The 18,303-nt window shown below is 64.7% G+C and carries 9 protein-coding genes; 2 read left to right on the top strand and 7 right to left on the bottom strand.

Annotated elements, in window-relative coordinates:
- Positions 1-49: 49 nt before the first annotated feature.
- Positions 50-2,026 carry a glycosyltransferase family 2 protein gene (locus tag JE033_RS13965; protein WP_200332415.1) on the bottom strand — a complete coding sequence of 659 codons (1,977 nt, stop codon included), beginning with the start codon at positions 2,024-2,026 and terminating at the stop codon, positions 50-52.
- Between the two features lie 109 nt (positions 2,027-2,135).
- Here JE033_RS13965 and JE033_RS13960 point away from each other — a divergent pair, with 109 nt between their 5' ends.
- Positions 2,136-3,407, top strand: a complete 1,272-nt coding sequence (locus JE033_RS13960) for a nucleotide sugar dehydrogenase (RefSeq protein WP_200332414.1) — start codon at positions 2,136-2,138, stop codon at positions 3,405-3,407.
- A 14-nt stretch (positions 3,408-3,421) separates the two neighbouring features.
- Here JE033_RS13960 and JE033_RS13955 read toward each other — a convergent pair whose 3' ends face one another.
- The 6 genes from JE033_RS13955 to JE033_RS13930 form a co-directional block, all read right to left on the bottom strand.
- On the bottom strand, positions 3,422-6,004 hold the full coding sequence (locus tag JE033_RS13955) for a glycosyltransferase family A protein (RefSeq protein ID WP_200332413.1): 2,583 nt from the start codon (positions 6,002-6,004) through the stop codon (positions 3,422-3,424).
- Complete coding sequence (wecB, locus tag JE033_RS13950; RefSeq protein ID WP_200332412.1) at positions 6,001-7,086, bottom strand: non-hydrolyzing UDP-N-acetylglucosamine 2-epimerase; 1,086 nt, start codon at positions 7,084-7,086, stop codon at positions 6,001-6,003. The genes JE033_RS13955 and wecB overlap by 4 nt, the downstream gene beginning before the upstream one ends.
- An 11-nt stretch (positions 7,087-7,097) precedes the next feature.
- The gene (locus JE033_RS13945) at positions 7,098-9,302 is read right to left on the bottom strand and encodes a hypothetical protein (protein WP_200332411.1); all 2,205 of its coding nucleotides are present in this window, start codon (positions 9,300-9,302) and stop codon (positions 7,098-7,100) included.
- Positions 9,299-10,126, bottom strand: a complete 828-nt coding sequence (locus JE033_RS13940) for a hypothetical protein (RefSeq protein ID WP_200332409.1) — start codon at positions 10,124-10,126, stop codon at positions 9,299-9,301. The genes JE033_RS13945 and JE033_RS13940 overlap by 4 nt, the downstream gene beginning before the upstream one ends.
- On the bottom strand, positions 10,123-12,000 hold the full coding sequence (locus JE033_RS13935; RefSeq protein ID WP_200332407.1) for a glycosyltransferase family 2 protein: 1,878 nt from the start codon (positions 11,998-12,000) through the stop codon (positions 10,123-10,125). Before JE033_RS13935 ends, JE033_RS13940 begins: the two co-directional genes overlap by 4 nt.
- Positions 12,001-12,167: 167 nt before the next feature.
- Positions 12,168-15,302 (bottom strand): glycosyltransferase, encoded by a 3,135-nt coding sequence (locus tag JE033_RS13930; protein WP_200332405.1) that lies wholly within the window; start codon positions 15,300-15,302, stop codon positions 12,168-12,170.
- Positions 15,303-15,513: 211 nt separating this feature from the next.
- Here JE033_RS13930 and JE033_RS13925 point away from each other — a divergent pair, with 211 nt between their 5' ends.
- On the top strand, positions 15,514-18,159 hold the full coding sequence (locus tag JE033_RS13925) for a CDP-glycerol glycerophosphotransferase family protein (protein WP_200332403.1): 2,646 nt from the start codon (positions 15,514-15,516) through the stop codon (positions 18,157-18,159).
- The last annotated feature ends 144 nt before the right edge of the window (positions 18,160-18,303 follow it).

The raw sequence follows: 18,303 nt of genomic DNA, 5'->3' as shown, positions 1-18,303 counted from the left end.
ATGCATGCGACCTTCGCAGCCTAACGAGACGATGTGAACGGGGAGAGAACTACGATTCGCCGGGAGATGAACCTGGTGCGGTGAGCGCGGATACCTCGCTTCGGGCGAAGCGGTAGTCCCCGCCATGCGCGATAAGCAGCCGCTGAGCACCGACTGATGCGACCACGACGTGATCGATTCGGGCCGGGTTCAGCACGCGGTAGTCCCGATCCTCGATCGTCTCCGCTACGTAGACCGACCGCCAGTTCGCCTCGAGCAGATCGTCGGGGAACGGGACGCGGGTGACGACCTCGAGCCGATCACTCACGTACGCGTCGGCGTGCTTCATCAGTACGAAGTGCTCGCGGCTGCCCCTGCCGACACGGTGCCGCACAAGGCCGTGCAAGCGCCGAAGCGGATGGCGCACCGGTTCGCCGACACTCCAGGTTGGAGCGGTGGCGGAAGCACGGATCCGATGCGCGATCTCGCGCACGCGCGCCTCGTCGCACGGTCCGCGAAGGTCGACGACGCACACTCCGTCCAGCCGTACGCCACTGCCGAGCAGACGGCTCACGCGAAGCGGAACCGAATAACTCGTCCGGCGGAGCAGGCGCTGCAGGCGTCGACCCGCGTGGCGGACCGGCGAGACGGGCGACGGTTGATGCTGCCGGGTCACTCCCCCGCCGGCCGGGACGAGATCGAGACGCTGGCGTATCTCCTCCTCACCGACTGGTTCTCCCGCGAACATCAGTCCGGCGTCGGAGAATGCCGAGACCCGCACCTCATCGGGCCGGTGCGAACGCACCAGCAGCACATGCTGGTCCACCCAGTACTCACCGAGAAACTCGACGCCGCGAACCTTGCAGTCGATGAGCTCGCCGCCGTGCACGTCATACGTGCTCGTGCTGTCTCCCGACGGAGCGTACAGGGCGACGCGGAGCGTGCTTCTGCTCGCGAAGAGCAGCTGCACTGGCGTACGCATACGATGATCTCCGAGCGGCCGTTCGCCTTCGAGCGCCGCGGCGAGCCAAGCCATCCGAATCTCGGTGGGGATCGCGACGAGGCTGAAGCGCTCGATGTGCGCCGCCCCGATTCTGCCGAGGTTCGCCCGGAGCGCGGCAGCGATCTCACGGAGCACGGTCCGATCCGTGTCGTACACCGGAGAATCGCGTTGCAGATTCCGGCGGAACAGATACGACGTGAAATAGAGCAGCGTATTGGCGAGCCACCTGGGGCAGTCGGGCCCTGCGGCTTCGAGCAGCGCCCGATGCGTGACACCGAACACGATGCGAAAGCGCTCGATATTGCGCTCCTGCGTCTTCACGATCGACGAGTCGTCGGCGCGGCGTTGGTAGAAGTACTCGGCGCCCGGGACGAGCACGTACTGCGCTCCGGTCGCGAGCAGGTACCGCATGATGAAATCGGCGTCGGAGGCCGTGGGAAGACCTTCGTGCATCCTCAGACCCAGCTCGGTGATCCTTCGCCGGTCGAAGAAGACGACGCCGCCGAGCGTGTGGATATCTTCGGGATCGTCCTCGAGATCGACGAGACGCACTCCATCGCTGCGGTACTTCCCATCGAGCGGATGCCGAACCGACGCTCCAGCCGGATCGAGCAGACGAATGCGGCCGACGAACATGCGGGCATCCGGGTGGGCGGCCCGAGCCGCCTCGATCGACGCGAGGTAGTGCCGGGACAGCCGGTCGTCGGGGTCCGGCGACGACACCCAGGTTCCGCGCGCGTGATCAAGTCCCGTGTTCCTGGCGGATGCCACCCCGCCGTTCTCCTGGACGATGATGCGCACCGCGAAGTCGGTGACGACCGACCACGATCGCACGACGTCTTCCGACCGCTCGGGGCAGCCGTCGATCACGAATATGAGCTCGTAGCCGCCATGATCCACGGCCTGCTCGTCGAGCGATGCGAGAAATTCAGGCAGGTACTGCTCGACGCGGTAGCAGGCCACGACGAGCGACGTGTGCGGTCGGCGGGCGTTCTCAGAGCTGTCGTCGAAGTTCGAATACGCCCGTGGCGCTGCAGTCGTCACCGCGCCTCCTCTCGCTTCCACCTATCGCTCGAGTTCAATCTAGCAAGGGGCAACAAACGTCTATCTTCCGTTCATCGGTCGTTTTTGTGGCATACCTAGGCTGACGCGAGTGAGCAACTCTCAGGCACCCAAACTCGTCGTCATCGGCCAGGGCTACGTCGGCCTGCCCCTCTCCGTTCGCGCGGTGGAGGCCGGGTACGACGTCGTCGGCATCGATTTCGATCAGCGTCGTATCGATGCGTTGAACCGTGGCGAATCCTACGTCGAAGACATCTCCGACGCGTCGCTGGCAGCCGCCGGCCAGACCGGCCGGTACCGTGCGACCACCGATTACGCGGAGGCCGTCGGGTTCGACTTCGCTGTGGTGACGGTGCCGACACCGTTGAAGGACTCGATGCCGGATCTCAGCTTCATCGAGAGCTCCGGCGCATCGCTGGCCGAGCACATCACGCCGGGCGCGACGGTCGTGCTCGAATCCACAACGTATCCAGGAACCACGCAGGAGTTGCTCGTGCCGATCCTCGAACAGGGTTCGGGCTTGCGCGCCGGGCAGGACTTCCATGTCGGATACAGCCCGGAGCGCATTGACCCGGGAAACCAGAAGTTCACCTTCCGAACGACCCCGAAGATCGTTTCGGGGATCGACGACCGGTCTCTCGACAAAGTGGACGGGCTCTTCTCCACTCTCGTCGATCGCACCGTGGCGGTGAGCTCACCGCGCGAGGCCGAGATGGCCAAACTGCTCGAGAACACCTTCCGTCACGTCAACATCGCGCTCGTCAATGAGCTCGCCGTATTCGCGCACGAACTCGGCGTCAACGTGTGGGAGTCGATCGACGCCGCCTCGACGAAACCCTTCGGGTACATGAAGTTCACCCCCGGCCCGGGAGTGGGCGGTCACTGCCTGCCGATCGACCCGAGCTACCTCTCGTGGAAAGTGCGGACCGAACTCGGGCGCAACTTCCGCTTCGTCGAACTGGCGAATGATGTCAATGAGCACATGCCCGACCACGTCGTGCAGCGCGCGATGCACATCTTGAACGATCACGGCAAAGCGCTTCGAGGATCGAAGGTGCTACTGATCGGAGTCGCGTACAAGAAGGACTCGGGTGACTCGCGTGAATCGCCCGCGCTCCGCGTGATCGAACTGCTGAAGAGCTACGGCGCCGAGGTGCTCGGCGTCGACAGCCACGTCGAGGCGCACCGCTGGCCCGCCGACGCTACGCGCGTCGATCTCACGGCGGAGACCATCGCGGGAGCGGACATGGCGATCGTGGTGACCGATCACTCCGACATCGACCTTCGGCTGCTCGTGGACACGGGGCTTCCCGTGTTCGACACCCGCAACAGCCTGCGGGGCGCCAACATTCACCGCCTCTAGCTCAGCCGCATCATTCAGAGCACCGGCAGAAGCGCTCTCGCATCATGCGCGTCGAGCGTTCGCCCGATCGCTTCCCGGTGCCCGGCGAGAGCGCCCGGGCTCTCCATCAGGAGCTGCAGCGTGCTCCGGATCTCTTCGGTTCCGCCGGGCAGTATCGTGGCGCCGTAGACATCTCGATAACGCTGGGGGGCGACGACGACGGATCCCGCGCGGAACGCCTGCCAGACGAGGTCGTGCCGGAGCGCGGCGCGGCGGTCGAAGGGGTCGATCACGAGTATCGTCGACCGGCTGATGACCTCGGCGGCAGGCGAAGCGGCTCCCTCGAGCAGTACACGACGCCCTGCCCCGCCGAGGTGCTCGACCAACCACCGCTCATGCAGTCGCGGCATGTCGGGCAGTCCGGCGTTGACCAAGCCGATCGTGACCATCTCAGATCGGGACGCCTCCGTTGACACCCCGGCCCCGTGCTGGTCGGCGCGTACGAATACCGCGCGGTTCGCCTCATTCCCGACGGTCAGCACCTCGGCCTCCGAGAGGCCAGCACCGACCACCCACTCCGGCGACACGTCGAAGGCGCGATGCGCAGCACCGGTGAGCAGCGCGCGATCGACGAACGCCGCGCGTCTCCCTTCGAGATTGACCGGATGCTCGACCACGACGAGGAGGCGCTCGACCGTGAGCCCGATCTCCGTTCGATCTGGAAGCAGCAGCAGATACTCGGGGTCGGTCACCACCAGCGTGTGCACGTGGCGGGTCTCGGCCCACGCGACCCACTCGGCGGCGCCGTCTTCGACCAGCTGCCAGGTTTCGTGCCGCACCGATTCATGCCGATGCGACGAGTGGCGGGGGTGTGCCCCGTTCACCAGTCCGATGGGGCCGGACATCGCTCCGGCCAGGTGTCGAAGCGCCCCCGCCCAGTCGTCGAACCGCTCGACGGCCGGCGCCCAGTCCCGCAGCACTGCGAGCCGCAGCGGTCCGCCTGCGGGAGTCCCGCGCAGGCGAGCGGGCGCGGCGAAGGCCGGCGCACCGTCGATCTCAACCCGAAGCGATCGTTCGTGCGCCACCGCATCCGCGTGCCATCCTCGAAACTGCTTCCGATACGCCACCCGGTCGCCCGAGTGCCAATTGCCGGGCTTGAAGTCCCCGCGCGAGAGCGACCCCGGCGTCAGCTGGGTGAGACCCAGATGCGCCGGCAGTTCGACAATGCTCCGCTCCGGCATCATCGCCCGCATGCGGTCCATGTACTCCGTGTCCCCGGCCTTGCGCACATCATCGTAGTAACCGATCAGGTCGACGACCTCTCGCCGCCGGAAGAGCAGTGACGAGGTGTTCATACGCTCCGGGGTGAAGCCGATCAGCGTCGCCTTCCCATCAACAGTGAGTCTCACAGCTCGGGAGAGCGTCGCAATGACCTCGGGGCGATCCCGGAACGGACGGAGCTGGGCTTCGATACGCCTGGGGTGCGCGAGATCGTCGGCATCGACCACCGTGACGAACTCGCCTGTCGCGGCGCGCAGCCCCGCGTTTCGCGCGCGGTAGGCACCTCCATTCGCTTCACGCCGGATCACTCGCACGCGGGGGTCCGACGCTGCTGCCTGCGAGATGTACTCCCGACCATGCTCCGAAGCGTCGTCGATGATCACGATCTCCAGATCCCGCCACGACTGCCGCGTCAACGATTCGATCGTTCGGAGGTATGAGGCAGAGGGGTTGAATGTGGGCACGATGACAGTCACAGAACCGAGACCCGTCTCAACCGATGCTGCGACTTCAGGCGCGCGCAATCCGGCGAACAGGGTCTGCCCCTTCAGCGGGTCGAAGCACCACGCCTCCACTTCCGACCGCTGCGTGATCTCGTCGAATCGGGTGCGCCACTCCGCGCTCCCCGGATCGGCGACGAGGTCGAGCCGGGCCGCCCACAGCGCTTCCGGGTACACGGCTTCGAATGCGGCGAGCCGTTCGACGAGGCCGCGATCCCGCGTCGCGACGGCGGCCTGGAATGCCCAGGAGAGCTGCGGCTGTGCCCCGAACGCGTCCGTTTCTCCCAAGTCGAGTGCGAGATGCGTCGCCGCCCGCGCTGCGTCGGTGCGCTCAGGCGAATCCTCGAGCATCATCGCGAGGTACGCCCCAGCGAGGATCTCCTTGATCCACCATCCGTCGGGGAGCGGACCGAGTTGCTTGCCGAGCAATGCGCGCTGCAGACCCGACCAGTCCAGCTGCCCCCGAGATGCCCGACGGGCGAGGAGATCGACGGCGGCGCTCGATCGGTAGCGTGCGCCGAGTCGGAGCAGCACCCAGGGTGATCGGCGCAGGATCGCGGCATACCCGTAACGGTCGAGCGCGCCGATGCGCGTGCGCGGTGCGAGAGAGGCAGCCAGTTCGCGCTGTGCTTCGCGCACACGTGCGCGCCTTCGACGCCAGATCCATACTCCCGCAGCGACGCCGACGCACACGGCCGCGGCGCCGAGCGCTACGGCTGCGACCGGCGATCCCAGAAGGGCGGCGACGATCGCGCCGCAGACGAGCACTCCGAGCAGGGCGATGCCGATGCGGCGCTTCGGGAGTCGCGCAGCGAGTGCGCCCAGTCGCCGCCTCATGCCACCTGCTCGCCGATGATGCGGGCGATCCGGCGACCTGCGTGCCCATCCCAGAGCGGCGGCGTGCGTCGGTGCGCGTGCTCAGCCGATGCGAGGCGCTCGCGAAGCGTGCTCGCCACGGTCTCGGCGGTCACCAGCGTGTTCGTGCCGTCGGAGATGGTGACGGGGCGTTCGGTATTCGGGCGCAGGGTGAGGCACGGAACGCCGAGCATCGTCGTCTCCTCCTGCACTCCGCCCGAGTCGGTGATGACCGCGCGGGAACCGCGCACGAGCCCCATGAATTCGAGGTATCCCTGCGGATCGATCACGTGGATGCCGGGCTCCGCGAGGATTCCCGTTGCAGCGAATGCACGGGCGCCGCGGGGGTGCATGGGCAGCACGATCGGGGCGATCGCTGCGCACTCGACGAGCGCATCGACGAGACCTGTGAGCGACGCAGGATCGTCCACATTCGCGGGCCGGTGCAGCGTGGCGACGAGGTATGGATCGGTCGCGCGCAAGCCGATACCCGAGAGCACGGCGCCCGCGTCGAACCGGTCTGCGCTCGAGAGCAGGGTATCGATCATCGGGTTCCCGACGAAGAAGATCTTCTCCTCTGGCACGCCTTCGCGTCCGAGGTGCGCATTCGCGTCGGCGCTCGTGGTGAACAGCAGGTCGGAGACCGAATCCGTGAGGATCCGGTTGATCTCCTCAGGCATGCCACGATCGAAACTGCGCAGTCCGGCCTCCACGTGAGCGAGCCTGATACCGAGCTTCGATGCGACCAGCGCGGCCGCCAAGGTGGAATTGACATCGCCGTACACGACGACGAGTTCCGGAGCGTGCTCCATGAACACGGCTTCCAGTGCGACCATGATCGCGGCGGTCTGCTGCGCGTGCGACCCCGATCCGACCCCGAGTGACATGTCGGGCTTCCGCAGATGCAGTTGCCGGAAGAAGATCTCTGAGAGCTTGTCGTCGTAGTGCTGCCCCGTGTGCACGAGCATCTGGTCCATGCCCAGTTCGTCGAGTGCGCGCATCACGGGTGCGGCCTTCGGGAAATTGGGTCGGGCACCGGTGATGTGGATGATGCGAGCTGACATGCGAACGCCTTTCAATTCTCGACGAGTGTGCGGAAGAGTCGTGTCCAGCGCACGTGCACCGTTTCGACGTCGTATCGAGCGACGAACGCCTTGGCCGCATCGGCCTGCGTCTGCCAGCTCCCGCTCTCGACCGTGTCGATGATGTGCCGGGCGATACGTCCGGGATCGTCTTCGAAGACATGAGCTGGCGGGTAGGAGCCCGACGCTCCCTCCCAGTTCCAGAGCACCGGCACAGCGCCCGATGCCATTCCCTCGGCAACAGCCTGGTGCGATCCCTCATCGGTGGAGGGCGAGAGCACCCAGCCCACCCGGCGGAACCAGTTCGCCATATCGGGTCCGAAACGATCGTGCAGCACGCCGCCGAAGAGTTCGCCCGGCTGCGTGATCTGCGCGAAGAGGTCTTGGTAATACACCCGGAAGAAGCCGCTCTTCTCGAAGTCCCGGTACGAACTCGGGAGGCGACCGCGCAGATGCAAGGTGTACCGCTCGTCGTGAGCGCGAAGCTCGCGGAGCAGTGCGAATGCACGGTCAGGTCGCTTTCGGATCGGCACGATCCCCGCCATACCGATCTGGAACCGGGCGTCTGCGACTTTGGGGCGATCGAAATCCAGCGCATCGATGGAGTTGGGAATGAGGTGCACGCGCGAGGGATCGATCTCGGTGCCTGCGATCATCCGTTCGCCGATGTGCGGAGCGATCACCACGAAGGCGTCGATGGCGTCGACGTCGAACCGTGCCGGCCAGTCGCCGAACATCTCGAAGCGATGCATGCGCACGATGAGTTTCTGATGCTCCAGCTTGTGCTTCGAATACCAGACGGCGTTGTTCGTCGCCCATTCGCAGAAGATCATGTCGGCGGTCGCGATCGTCTCCGTGTCGAGGGAGCCACGACCGGCTTTCGGCCCCTCCCACTTGTCGAAGAGCAGCTCGATGCTCGGGTCCCGGCTCCAGAAGTCGATCAGTTCCCCGAGGAACTTGAAGTCGTGACCCGCGATGAGGAGTCTCGTCCGGGCTCTCCGTTCCCCGAACACGGAGTGCCGGGAGAACACTCGAGTGATCGATTCGCGCAACTTCTCAGCCCTGACGGTGAAGCTGTAGGCGCGCACGGCGGCCTGCGCTTGACGTCGCCCGATCTCGAGCAGCGCACGGTCGACGTCGAGCCTCTCGAGCGTCGGCAGCACGTCGTCGCCTTCGATGAAGAGCGGGTAGTCCGCGCCGAGCAGTGCCTCATGCGACGAGTTGCGGCGAAGTAGCGGCGGCGTACCCGCCGCCGCGTACTCCAGCACTTTCGTGGAGAGCTGGCTGCTCATATCGACACTGATGTCTCGCCAGCTGAGCCCGCACGCAGCCTCTGACACCCGGCGCACACTCTCCTCCCGGCCGACTGCGCCGAGCCAGGTGACGTCGTCCGTCCCCTCCAGGGCCGCACGCATGCGACCCACCCACTCGGCATCCACCGGGGTGCTCATGAATTTGTCGCCCATGAACACGACGTCGAGCGCCATTCCGCGCTCCCGCGCTCGTGCGGGAAGCTGCGCCATTTCGAGCGTCTTCCATTCGTACTTGAACTTGCCTGAATAGACGAGTTCGAGCGGCACGGAGGGGTCGGAGAAGGGTTTCGGCTCGAGCGGCAAGAACGCCGCGTCGGGAATCATCGGGTGCATCAGCGCGGTCTTGCCCGCGATCTGCGGGAACTCGGCTTCGAGGAAGGAGCGCGCCTCTTCCGTCTGCACGAAGAAGATGCGCGATTGCGCGGCGACGTCGGCGATCTGCTCGCGCATGCGCGGTGTCATGTCTGCGAGGTTCTCGGGGATGTTCGTGAGGTAGGGGCACAGCCGCCCGCGGAGTGCCTGGATGTCGAGGAACGCGAGGTTCAACTGCAGGTCTCGCACGATGACGAGATCGCATTTGGTGCTGCGCACGTACCGGCGCGCCCGCTCGGCGACCTGCTTGTACGACAGCAAACCGTTTCTCGATTCGACCTCTTCGATCTCCGGCTCGAGGATGGTGAGTCCGGGGATGCGCACCAGATCCTGTGTGAGGCGCGATTCGCGATCCTCGATGCGCCCGCGCAGTTGCACGGCGACGTCGAAGCCGGCGAGCGTGAGTACTTCGGCGAGTGAGACCAGTTGCACGACAGCGCCATCGATGAAGTTCGGGTCGACGGCGCTGCAGAGCAGCACGCTGAGCCGTCGGGATTCTGTCGTGGCGTTCACAGGGTTCCTGCTCCATTTCGGTGTGCTGCGAGCGCGCCGTGCAATTGATGCAACTCGCGGAGAATGGCCGGGGCCGGGGCGCCTTCCACCGTTTCAGGGGTGTCGCCCGAGATGACCAGATGGAAGAAGCTGCGCACCGTCGCGGTGTTCACCCCGACCGGCATGTCTGCGTGATCGAAGAAGACGAGCAGGGCGCCGCTGCCATCGGCCCACAGCTTCAGTCGTTCGAGTTCCTGCACGAGCCACGTTCCCGCCGCATCGATCGCACGGTTCCACGGAGCCTCCGAGAAGACCGCCGAATCGCACAGCACGATCGTGGCGTTCGCATCTGCCGCCTGGCCCGCGAGCACACCGGGGACGAGCTGCACATCGCTCGCCCAAGCGGCCGGCAGCGCCGCGTCATAGCGCTCCCGGTTCCCGAACACCGCAACGGCGCCGGACGTGCGGGGTGCCTCGCTGCCGCGCGTCGCACTCGGCCCGAACAGCAGGCGTTCCTGCTCGCGGTGCGACGTGGAGACGGGTTGGCGGATCCCGGCTGCGCGACCGATGAGGATCGCTGGTTCATCCGCCGACTCGTGCGATGCGCCGACCTGCCCGGCATCGAGGCGATGCGTCAGGTGGTGCAGCGCATCGAGCATCGCGGCATCCTTCGCTTCGAGTCGGCGCCAGACGGCGGCGAGCGCAAGGGCCATCACCCCGATGGCAGTCGCCGTCACGAGCAGCGCCGGCCACGGCAGACCGAGGAGTTGCATCAGGAGTGCCGCGGTGAGCAGCACCGCCTCGGTTCCGATGAACGCCAGTACGGCGATCTTTCGTTTCGTCACGTTGCGCTCTCTTGTTCGTTCCAGTCGGGGGTTACGCCGAAGTGCCGCACGCAGATCGCTGCGAGTTCATCTCGCGCCAGACTGGCCTCGCGAGTGTCCGCACCCGACGCGGTCGGGGGCATCAGAATGCTCACCGCCGCCACGCGTGCGCCGACGTGGGCGGCAGCTGGCAGGGCGAGCAGGTAGGCCGGATCGGCGACGATGAGCCTCTCGATGTCGGCATCGCGCGCCCACGGCAGCCACTCCGCCGATCCCGATTCGATCCAGTCCCACGTCGACGCCGCCACCAGGTCGCGAGCCGGTCGGCTGAGCCGCGGATGAACGCCGTGCAGGAGCGCCACCGGCCCGCCCGCGAGCTCGGGCACGCGCGCGAGCAATGCAGCGCGTTCGAGCCCGCGTGCGGCTTCGGCCCAGTCCTGCAGCACTGCGAACTCGAATCGAGTGCACGGCGCTTCTCCGAGGTACGCGGCGGGCGCCACGAAGCTGCGCTCAGCAGCGATCGCCCGCACGAACGCGTCGGGATCCCGCGCGTTCTCCAGCTGTCGGTGCCAGCCGCGATACTGCTGCAAGTACGCCACCCGGTCCCCCGCGAGCCAGACGTATCGGATGTCGTTGCGCGAGAGGGAACCGGCAGTGAGCTGCACCATGCTGAGGTGTTTTCTCACCCGGATCACGGCCTGCTCGCCGAAGCGCGCGAGCAACCGGCCCAGGAACTCGACATCACCGCTCTTGCGCACATCGTCGAAACGACCGAGCGCTGCCATCACCTCAGCGCGCCGAAACAAGAATGCAGAGTAATTGCGCCGGGCCGTGTAGAAGCCGAACATCGTGAGCTCGCCGTTGCCGAACATGCGAATGCCCGCGATACCGGTCGCGACCGCCTCCGGGTGTGCCAACAACGGCGCGACCTGCAACTCGATGCGGCGCGAATGCGAGATGTCGTCGGCGTCGAGCACCGTCACGAACTCGCCCGTTGCAGCAGCGAACCCCGCGTTCCGCGCTGTGTACGCCCCCGAGTTCTGCTCCATCCGGATTACCCGCACGCGCTCGTCGAGGTGTGCGACGGCCTCGATGTGCTCGCGTCCAGCGATCGAAGCATCGTCGACGACGAGGATCTCGAGGCGCTGCCAGGATTGCCGCACGAGCGATTCGACCGTGTTCACGAGCCCCGTGTCGGGGTTGTAGGTGGGAACGACCACAGTCACGAGCGGTTGCTCGTGCGCCGCCACGCTGCATCCGATCACGTGGGGCGCGTGAATCGCGCCGAACATGGCGGTTGCTCCGGAGACCTCGTCGGCGCCCGCCTCGAGTTCCCAGGGCTCCAGCCCGTCCCGGATGAACGGTTCGTTAATAACGCGCCACCAGCGTGTGATAGCCCCCTCACTGAGGCCCGGTGCTTCATCGCCCAGCTCGGCCCACTCCGCTCGGGCGGCGTCGGCGCGGGCGGCCCAGGTGACGCTCGAGAGCGCAGAGGCGGACGGTTCGAGCGTCGCGACGAGTGCTTCATCACGGGCGAGAACAGCGGCTTGGAAGGCGAGCATCCGCAGTTCGGGGGGCCACACGTCGACATCCACGACTCGAAGCGCGCCCCTGAGATCGCGAGCCGCCCCCGTGAACGACTCAGGCGACCCCTCGATCACACAGCGCAACAGCGACGCAGCGACCCTGAGGCCCGCATCGTCGTCGCCCGCAGCGCGCCGCTCGAGCGATTCGCGCAGATCCGTGGAGAGCATTTTCGCTCCGATGGCGATCCACTCCAGCGGGGCGCGGTCGATGTCCGCGAGATACGCGTCGATCGATGCCGGTTGCGAGGGCCTGCTCCGGTCTGCTGCATCCAGCGGTGGCGTTCCTTGCCGTCGCTTCGATTTCTGCACGTCACTCCCGAATTCACCATGCAGCAATCCGCTGCCGCCACGATTATCGCGGCTCGCGCACCACGCGCATCGGGAGCCGCATTCATCGGAGGCACGATCGGGGGCCGTCAGCGCACCGGCGTGAATTTCGAGTGAACAGTTGCTATCGCATGAGACCGTTGCCGCAGCTAGCGGTCTCGCATCCGGCGGAGCTTGCCCCGCACGCGGTCGCGCAATGCGGCACCGGGTGGACGCAGCCGGTGCCGCACCTCGGCGAGCAAGGCGCGCACCTCGGCCAGCTCACGACGGAGCGCATCCGCTTCGCTCCGGGCGTCTCGCGCCTCGCGTTCGAGTTCTTTCAGCTGCTTCGCGTGACGCTCGACCGTGAAGAGATTGTTCATGCGGTACATGTTCGTCCCTTCCTGAGCGACCTGCGCGACCGCGAGCAGCTCTGCATTCCGCTCGTCCGTCCACTCGAACGCGTCGGTCGGCGCAACGTCGACTCGGAGCACATCCCCCGTTCCAGAGATGCTTCCCGCGATGCCATCCCACCAACGGTTCTGATAGGAACGCTGGCGCTCCCCCGCCGCCCGGCTGTGCGCTGCGAACGCGTCACGCCGCTCGGAGAGCGCTCCGAGCACTCGGCGGCCGAACAGCGACCAGTGCTCGAACGGGATCGCGAACGACTCCATACCGACGTGCGCCAGAGCCCCGCGCATCCTGAGGGCGGAGTAGAAGCTCGTCACCACGCCGATCGCGGGCACCCCGAGGGCGGCCCCGAAGACCACCGGGTGATATCGCGATGAAATGGTGAAGGCGGCATCGGCAGTGACGCTGAAGAGCTCTCGGGCCGAGATGAGCGGCAGCGACCGAACCCGACCGGAAGTCGTGTACGAGACGATCCGTTCGTGACCGAACTGATCGTTGTCGACACCCGCCTGCGCTTCGACGCCCAGTACGCCCATGTGCGGGACCAGCACGACCTCGATGTCGTTGGTCGCCACGACGTCGTCGAGCATGCTCGCCAGCTCCCGGTAGTATTCTTCCCGCGAGAGGCCGGTCGAGAATGCGTGATAGGTGAAACTGCCTACCGCGTACGCCGCCGGAAGGTCGAAGCGGCCGAGGAGCTCCGCGCGATCCTCGCTCGCATCGAGCAGCATGGCATCGTCGACCGTCTGCACGATCGTTCCAAGCCCATCGCAGAGCTCGCGCAGCAGCGCCGTCGTCGCCCGCTCCCGCGCCCCGAACACGGTGGCGTACTGGGCGATCTCGCGAACGAGCTCGCGGTGTTCCGGGAGCAGGTGCGGGCCAACCGTCTGACTGGTCACGTAGAGCGGCACCCCGGCCTGCTCGGCGATGCGTTTCAGCATCAACCGCTCATAGATGTGATGCACACCGCTCGAGTTGATATTGCCGCCCCCGGCGATGACCACCGCGTCGGCCGACTTCACCGCTGCGATGGTCTGAGCGTCGCGCTCGGCTGCGGTCGCTCTTCCGAGCGCCGACTGCTGAATCGCGTGGGCTCGCTCGTCGCGCGCCTGGCTCGTGCGACACGTCGCGAATCCGAAGACCGGAACCGCCGGCACCCCGTAGAACGCGCTCGACAGTTCGGGATCGCCGGCGACGAGCGTGACTTCGAGCCCCCGGGCCTGGAGCTGCGCGATCGCCGCCTCGGTCATCGCTTCGTCGCCGAGGTGGTATCTGCCGCGCCAGCTCACGTCACCGATCACGACGACCCGCTTCGGTGAGGGCTCGATCGCGCCTGTGAACACGAATCTCGCCGCCGCGCGCGGCTCAGCGACGAGCGCCCAGACGGAGCTCTTCCCCGCGTCGGCATCCGGCACCGATGTCTCAGCGGGGAGCTCGCTCTGCACCGGCCCGACGTTCTCAGACCCGTCAGCCGCTACTGCGCTGAGAGTGAGCATCCGCGGCTCCCCATCGTGCGGAGCGAGCTGCTCGGGGAGCGGCACCTCGGCATGCCATGAGACCCCTTCCGGCGTCGGCGTCACCACGACCGGGACTGAGAGGTCGACGCTGCCCGAGTCGGTGGCGATGCGCAGCGACGCGGAGGACCGCGGATCTGCGAGCACACCGAGTGGATCGGTCGCGATTCCGCTCAACCGCATCACGCCGTTCGCCGGCTGCACCTCCGTCAGCAGATACAGGTAGTCGAAAGCGGCGTGCGGCTTCAGCTTCGGCGCACGATCCGAAATGTCTGAGATCGCTCGCGCGAGCGGCGTACCGCTGGGCCGCGAATCCCGGTCGCGAGGCGCCCAGAACGTCTCGTCGCCAGCGGTGTAAATGCGCCCGGCGAGCGCTCCGCCGGCTTTGCCGCGCAGCACATCGCGCACTGCGGCGACGTCGCCTTCCAGTGCCGCGGCATACAGCGCGCGGTCGCCGAGGAAGCCGCGACGATACGCATCGAGCGGCGTCATCTCCAGCCGCGGCCGGATCGTCTCGAGTACCCACTCCCCCCATGCGTCGTCCGCCTCGCGAAGATCGTTGAGGTAGAACCTCAGGTGGTGGGTGAGCACTTTCCCTGCGAACTCGCGCTGCACGGCTTCGCCCGACCCGGCGAATGCCTGCTCGGCGAGCACGAGCGACTGCAGCCGATCCTCCAGATTGCGGCGCGTGTGCCGTTGATTGGTGATCGACTCGCGTTCGTCACGCGGATAGACATTCCACTCGTAGACCTCGTCGGGAATCAGTGCGATACCGCGCGCCTGCGCCAGCGTCTCTGCCGAGAACACGACATCCTCGTAGAAAATGCCCTGGGGAAAGCGTGCGTCGATGCGTTCGAGAAAGCTGCGCCGGTACAGCTTGTTCGTCGTCAGAGTGTCGTGCACGAGTTGCGGATAGGCCTCAAGAGCGTCGACGAAACGATCTGTCGCGTGCAGCTCGGGGAACCAGGGCTGGCGACGTGAGTCCTCCGCAAGGAGCACCCTGACGAGCTGAGCCGAGACCAAGTCCGCATTCGTCGCTCGGGCCTTCGTGAGCAGGGCTGCGCACGCGCCCGGCACCAGCGCGTCATCCGATCCGAGGAACATGATGTAGTCGCCTCGGGCACGGTCGAGACCGTCGTTGAGCGGGGCGCCCGGAGCGCCGGCGTTCTCATCTCGGCGGTGATACGTCACGCGCGGATCCGAACCCGCGAGCGCTGCCGCGACCTCGGGAGTGGCATCCGTCGAATGATCATCCGAGATGATGACCTCGAGAGACACTCCGGCCTGAGCCAGGACCGACTCCACCGCGTTCGCGAGATGAGGAGCATCGTTGTAGACCACGACGATGACAGAAATGTCGGGTACGTGCTCGTTGTCCATCGCAGCTCCTCAACCGATCACACACCGAGGCAGCCCTGTTCGAGCCCTCGGAATCTCTCCCCCACGATACTGGGGTGGTGCCGGTTCTCGGGCAGAGGTTGACCGGACGATGCTGTAGTCAAGTCGACGCCCCGCTGATACACCTCTTGTACACGTTACAATTTTCGAGGATCACCAACGACCACTCACCAGCATCGGGGAACAGCGCCACATGGAACATGGATCACTGGAATCAGTGCGAGTGACGAGCAATCGATCCCAGCCCGACCAAGGCCCGTTTCTGTCACTCATCGTTCCTTGTTACAGAGTTAGCGAGTACCTGCCCGATTTTCTCCTGTCGTTGGATGAACAGGCTCAAGACGCTGACGACCTTGAGGTCATCTTCGTTGTCGACGGTTGCCCGGAAGACTCCGAGGCGATACTCCGTGAGTGGGCAGAACGCTCTCCAATTCTTTCCACCATCTCCATCACTGAAAACGGTGGAGTAAGTAGAGCAAGGAACCACGGTCTCGGGCTCGCAAGAGGAGATTGGGTATCTTTCCCCGATCCGGACGACGAACTGGCTCCGTCATATCTGGAGGAAGTGCGCCGAGCGATTGCTCAGAACAACGACGTGACTCTCGTCGCGACGCGCCTCGTGCAATGCAACGCTCAGAAGACACGAGTGCTCAACCATCCTCTTGATTTTCGCTACGCCAATGGTTCTCGAGTCGTCGACCTGAATGAAAGTACCGATTTCCTTCAGATTGCCGTGCATACGGCGTTCTTCCGACGAGAAGTCTTGTCAAATTCCGGCGTCTCTTTTGATCCGAGACTGAAAGTTCTCGAAGACGGTAAGTTTGTCGCCGAGTATCTGCTTGCGGCGCGTTCGACTTCAGTGTTCGTTTGTAGCGAAGCGCATTATTACTACAAGGTGCGACGAGACGGCACTTCAGCTCTGCAGAAGTCGGCGCAGAATCTCTTCGAGCGCTATGTTTCTACTCTCGAGTACGCCCATCTAGCATTACTGCAAGACCTGCGGTCACCAGACTGCCCATTCTGGCTCGCAAACATTCTGCTGTACGACCTGTACTGGCTCTTCGCGCAGTATCAGCACATGCATTCGACGCTGTACTCGATATCGGCGGAGTCACAACGAGAACTGTCGGACCTCGCGTCCGCTTCGCTCAAGAAAATCGGACTCACGAATATTCGATCGTTCCGTGCGGTAAATACCCCTCTGGATATTCGGGCCGCTTGGGAAGCTCGAGCAGCAGATGGGGTTACTTCAAAGGCTGCAATCCTACGACGCTACGATCCTGTGCGACAGCTGCAGAAGATCGTGTTCCATTCTTCGCAGGTGAACGAGTCTTTCTCCGTCGTTCGAGGCGAATCAGATGTCTTTACCCCCTACCGTAAAGCCCGGGAGATTCTGTTCTTCGACGAAGTGTGGGTGTTCGAACACATTGTTTGGGCCGACGTGTCGAACGACGTCGACTCACTCGAGCCTCTTCGCCTCGTTTCGAAGAACGAAACATCCGACTTCTTGTTTGACGGCGTCGCACTTGAAGCTCGAATTACCGGTCGCGCGTTAGGGAAAGTACCGCCCGGACGAGGACCGCAGCCTGTCATCTCTGGCTTGACGCCGAGAAAACCGAAGCGCAGCAACGGAGCTCGTTTTAGACAGTTCCGCGCTCGACTCCCTTATGTACTCGCGTTCCGAGTGAGCCGGTTTTCCGGCCAAGCGCGAGCATTCCGTAACGCCTGGGTCCTGATGGACCGGGATGTGCAGGCCAACGACAATGGAGAAGCGCTCTATCGGTACCTCATGGAGAACCGCCCAGATATAAATGCCTGGTTCGTGATAAACCGAGATTCACCAGACTGGAAGCGGCTCAAGAGGGATGGTTTCAAACTCGCGGCCTACCGGTCTAAGAAGCACTTCAGCCTCATGAAACACGCGAGAGTTCTGGCGTCGTCGATGCTCGATGAACACATTGTCACTCCTTTCCCCAGGAAGTACCTTCCGCAAACGTGGATCTTCTCATTCCTCCAACATGGTGTCACCCACAATTCCGTGCACCGCTGGCTCAATCTGAAGAAGATCGATCACATTGTGACATCCACAGTGGCCGAACATGAGTTCATAGCTGGTTCCCCGTCCCCGTTCTCACTGTCTGAGCGTGAAACCGTTCTTTCTGGAATGCCCAGACACGACCGACTCTTCAAGCTCTCCGAGGCCGCAAAGCGCTCGACCGAAACGACAAAGACGGTCGTTGTGATGCCCACGTGGCGCAAATACTTGGCACCTCTACTGAACTCCGATGACGGGTTGCAGGGTTTCCACGAGTCGAGATTCGTTACCGAATGGTCCGCGATGTTCAACAGCTCCGTGGTCCGGGACCTCATTCGCCGCGAGGAGGTTCGTTTCGTGCTCCTCCCTCACCCCGGAATTGACGAGCATTGGAAGGATCTGAAGATCCCGAATGAGATGGATCGCATCTCTTACGTGGGGGATGACATTCAGTCGGTCCTCGCGAGCGCATCCCTCGTGATCACGGACTACTCCTCCCAGGCTTTCGAAGGCGCATTTGCTGAAGCTCCAACGCTCTACTTCCAGTTTGACCGGGAAGAGTTCTACTCAGGGGGACATATCGGGTCAGAAGGATACTTTGATCACGCACGCGATGGCTTTGGCCCAGTAAGCCTAGATCTCCACAGCCTCGAAGCGGACCTCGTCTCCATGCTCGACCATTCTCACCCGAGTTTCGCGGACTATAAACGCCGCATTAGCGCTCTCTACCCTTTGCGCGATGGTAACGCGAGCAAGCGGGTCGTTGCTGCGATCGAAGAGCGTCTGCAACCCATCAAGCGCTGAGTCGAGCATCACAGTCCGACAGCCCAGACCGGAACCAATTGTTCAACGCGCTAGATGTTCGCGTGGGACTTCCGGATGTGCCGCAAAGCTACGCGGCGCGCCGCCCGGGCCGCCATCCTTGCGGCCGCCCGGGCGAAGTATCCC

The sequence above is a fragment of the Leucobacter sp. L43 genome (assembly GCF_016597785.1).
Lineage (GTDB): Bacteria > Actinomycetota > Actinomycetes > Actinomycetales > Microbacteriaceae > Leucobacter > Leucobacter alluvii.
This window is presented reverse-complemented; position numbering and strand designations above follow the sequence as displayed.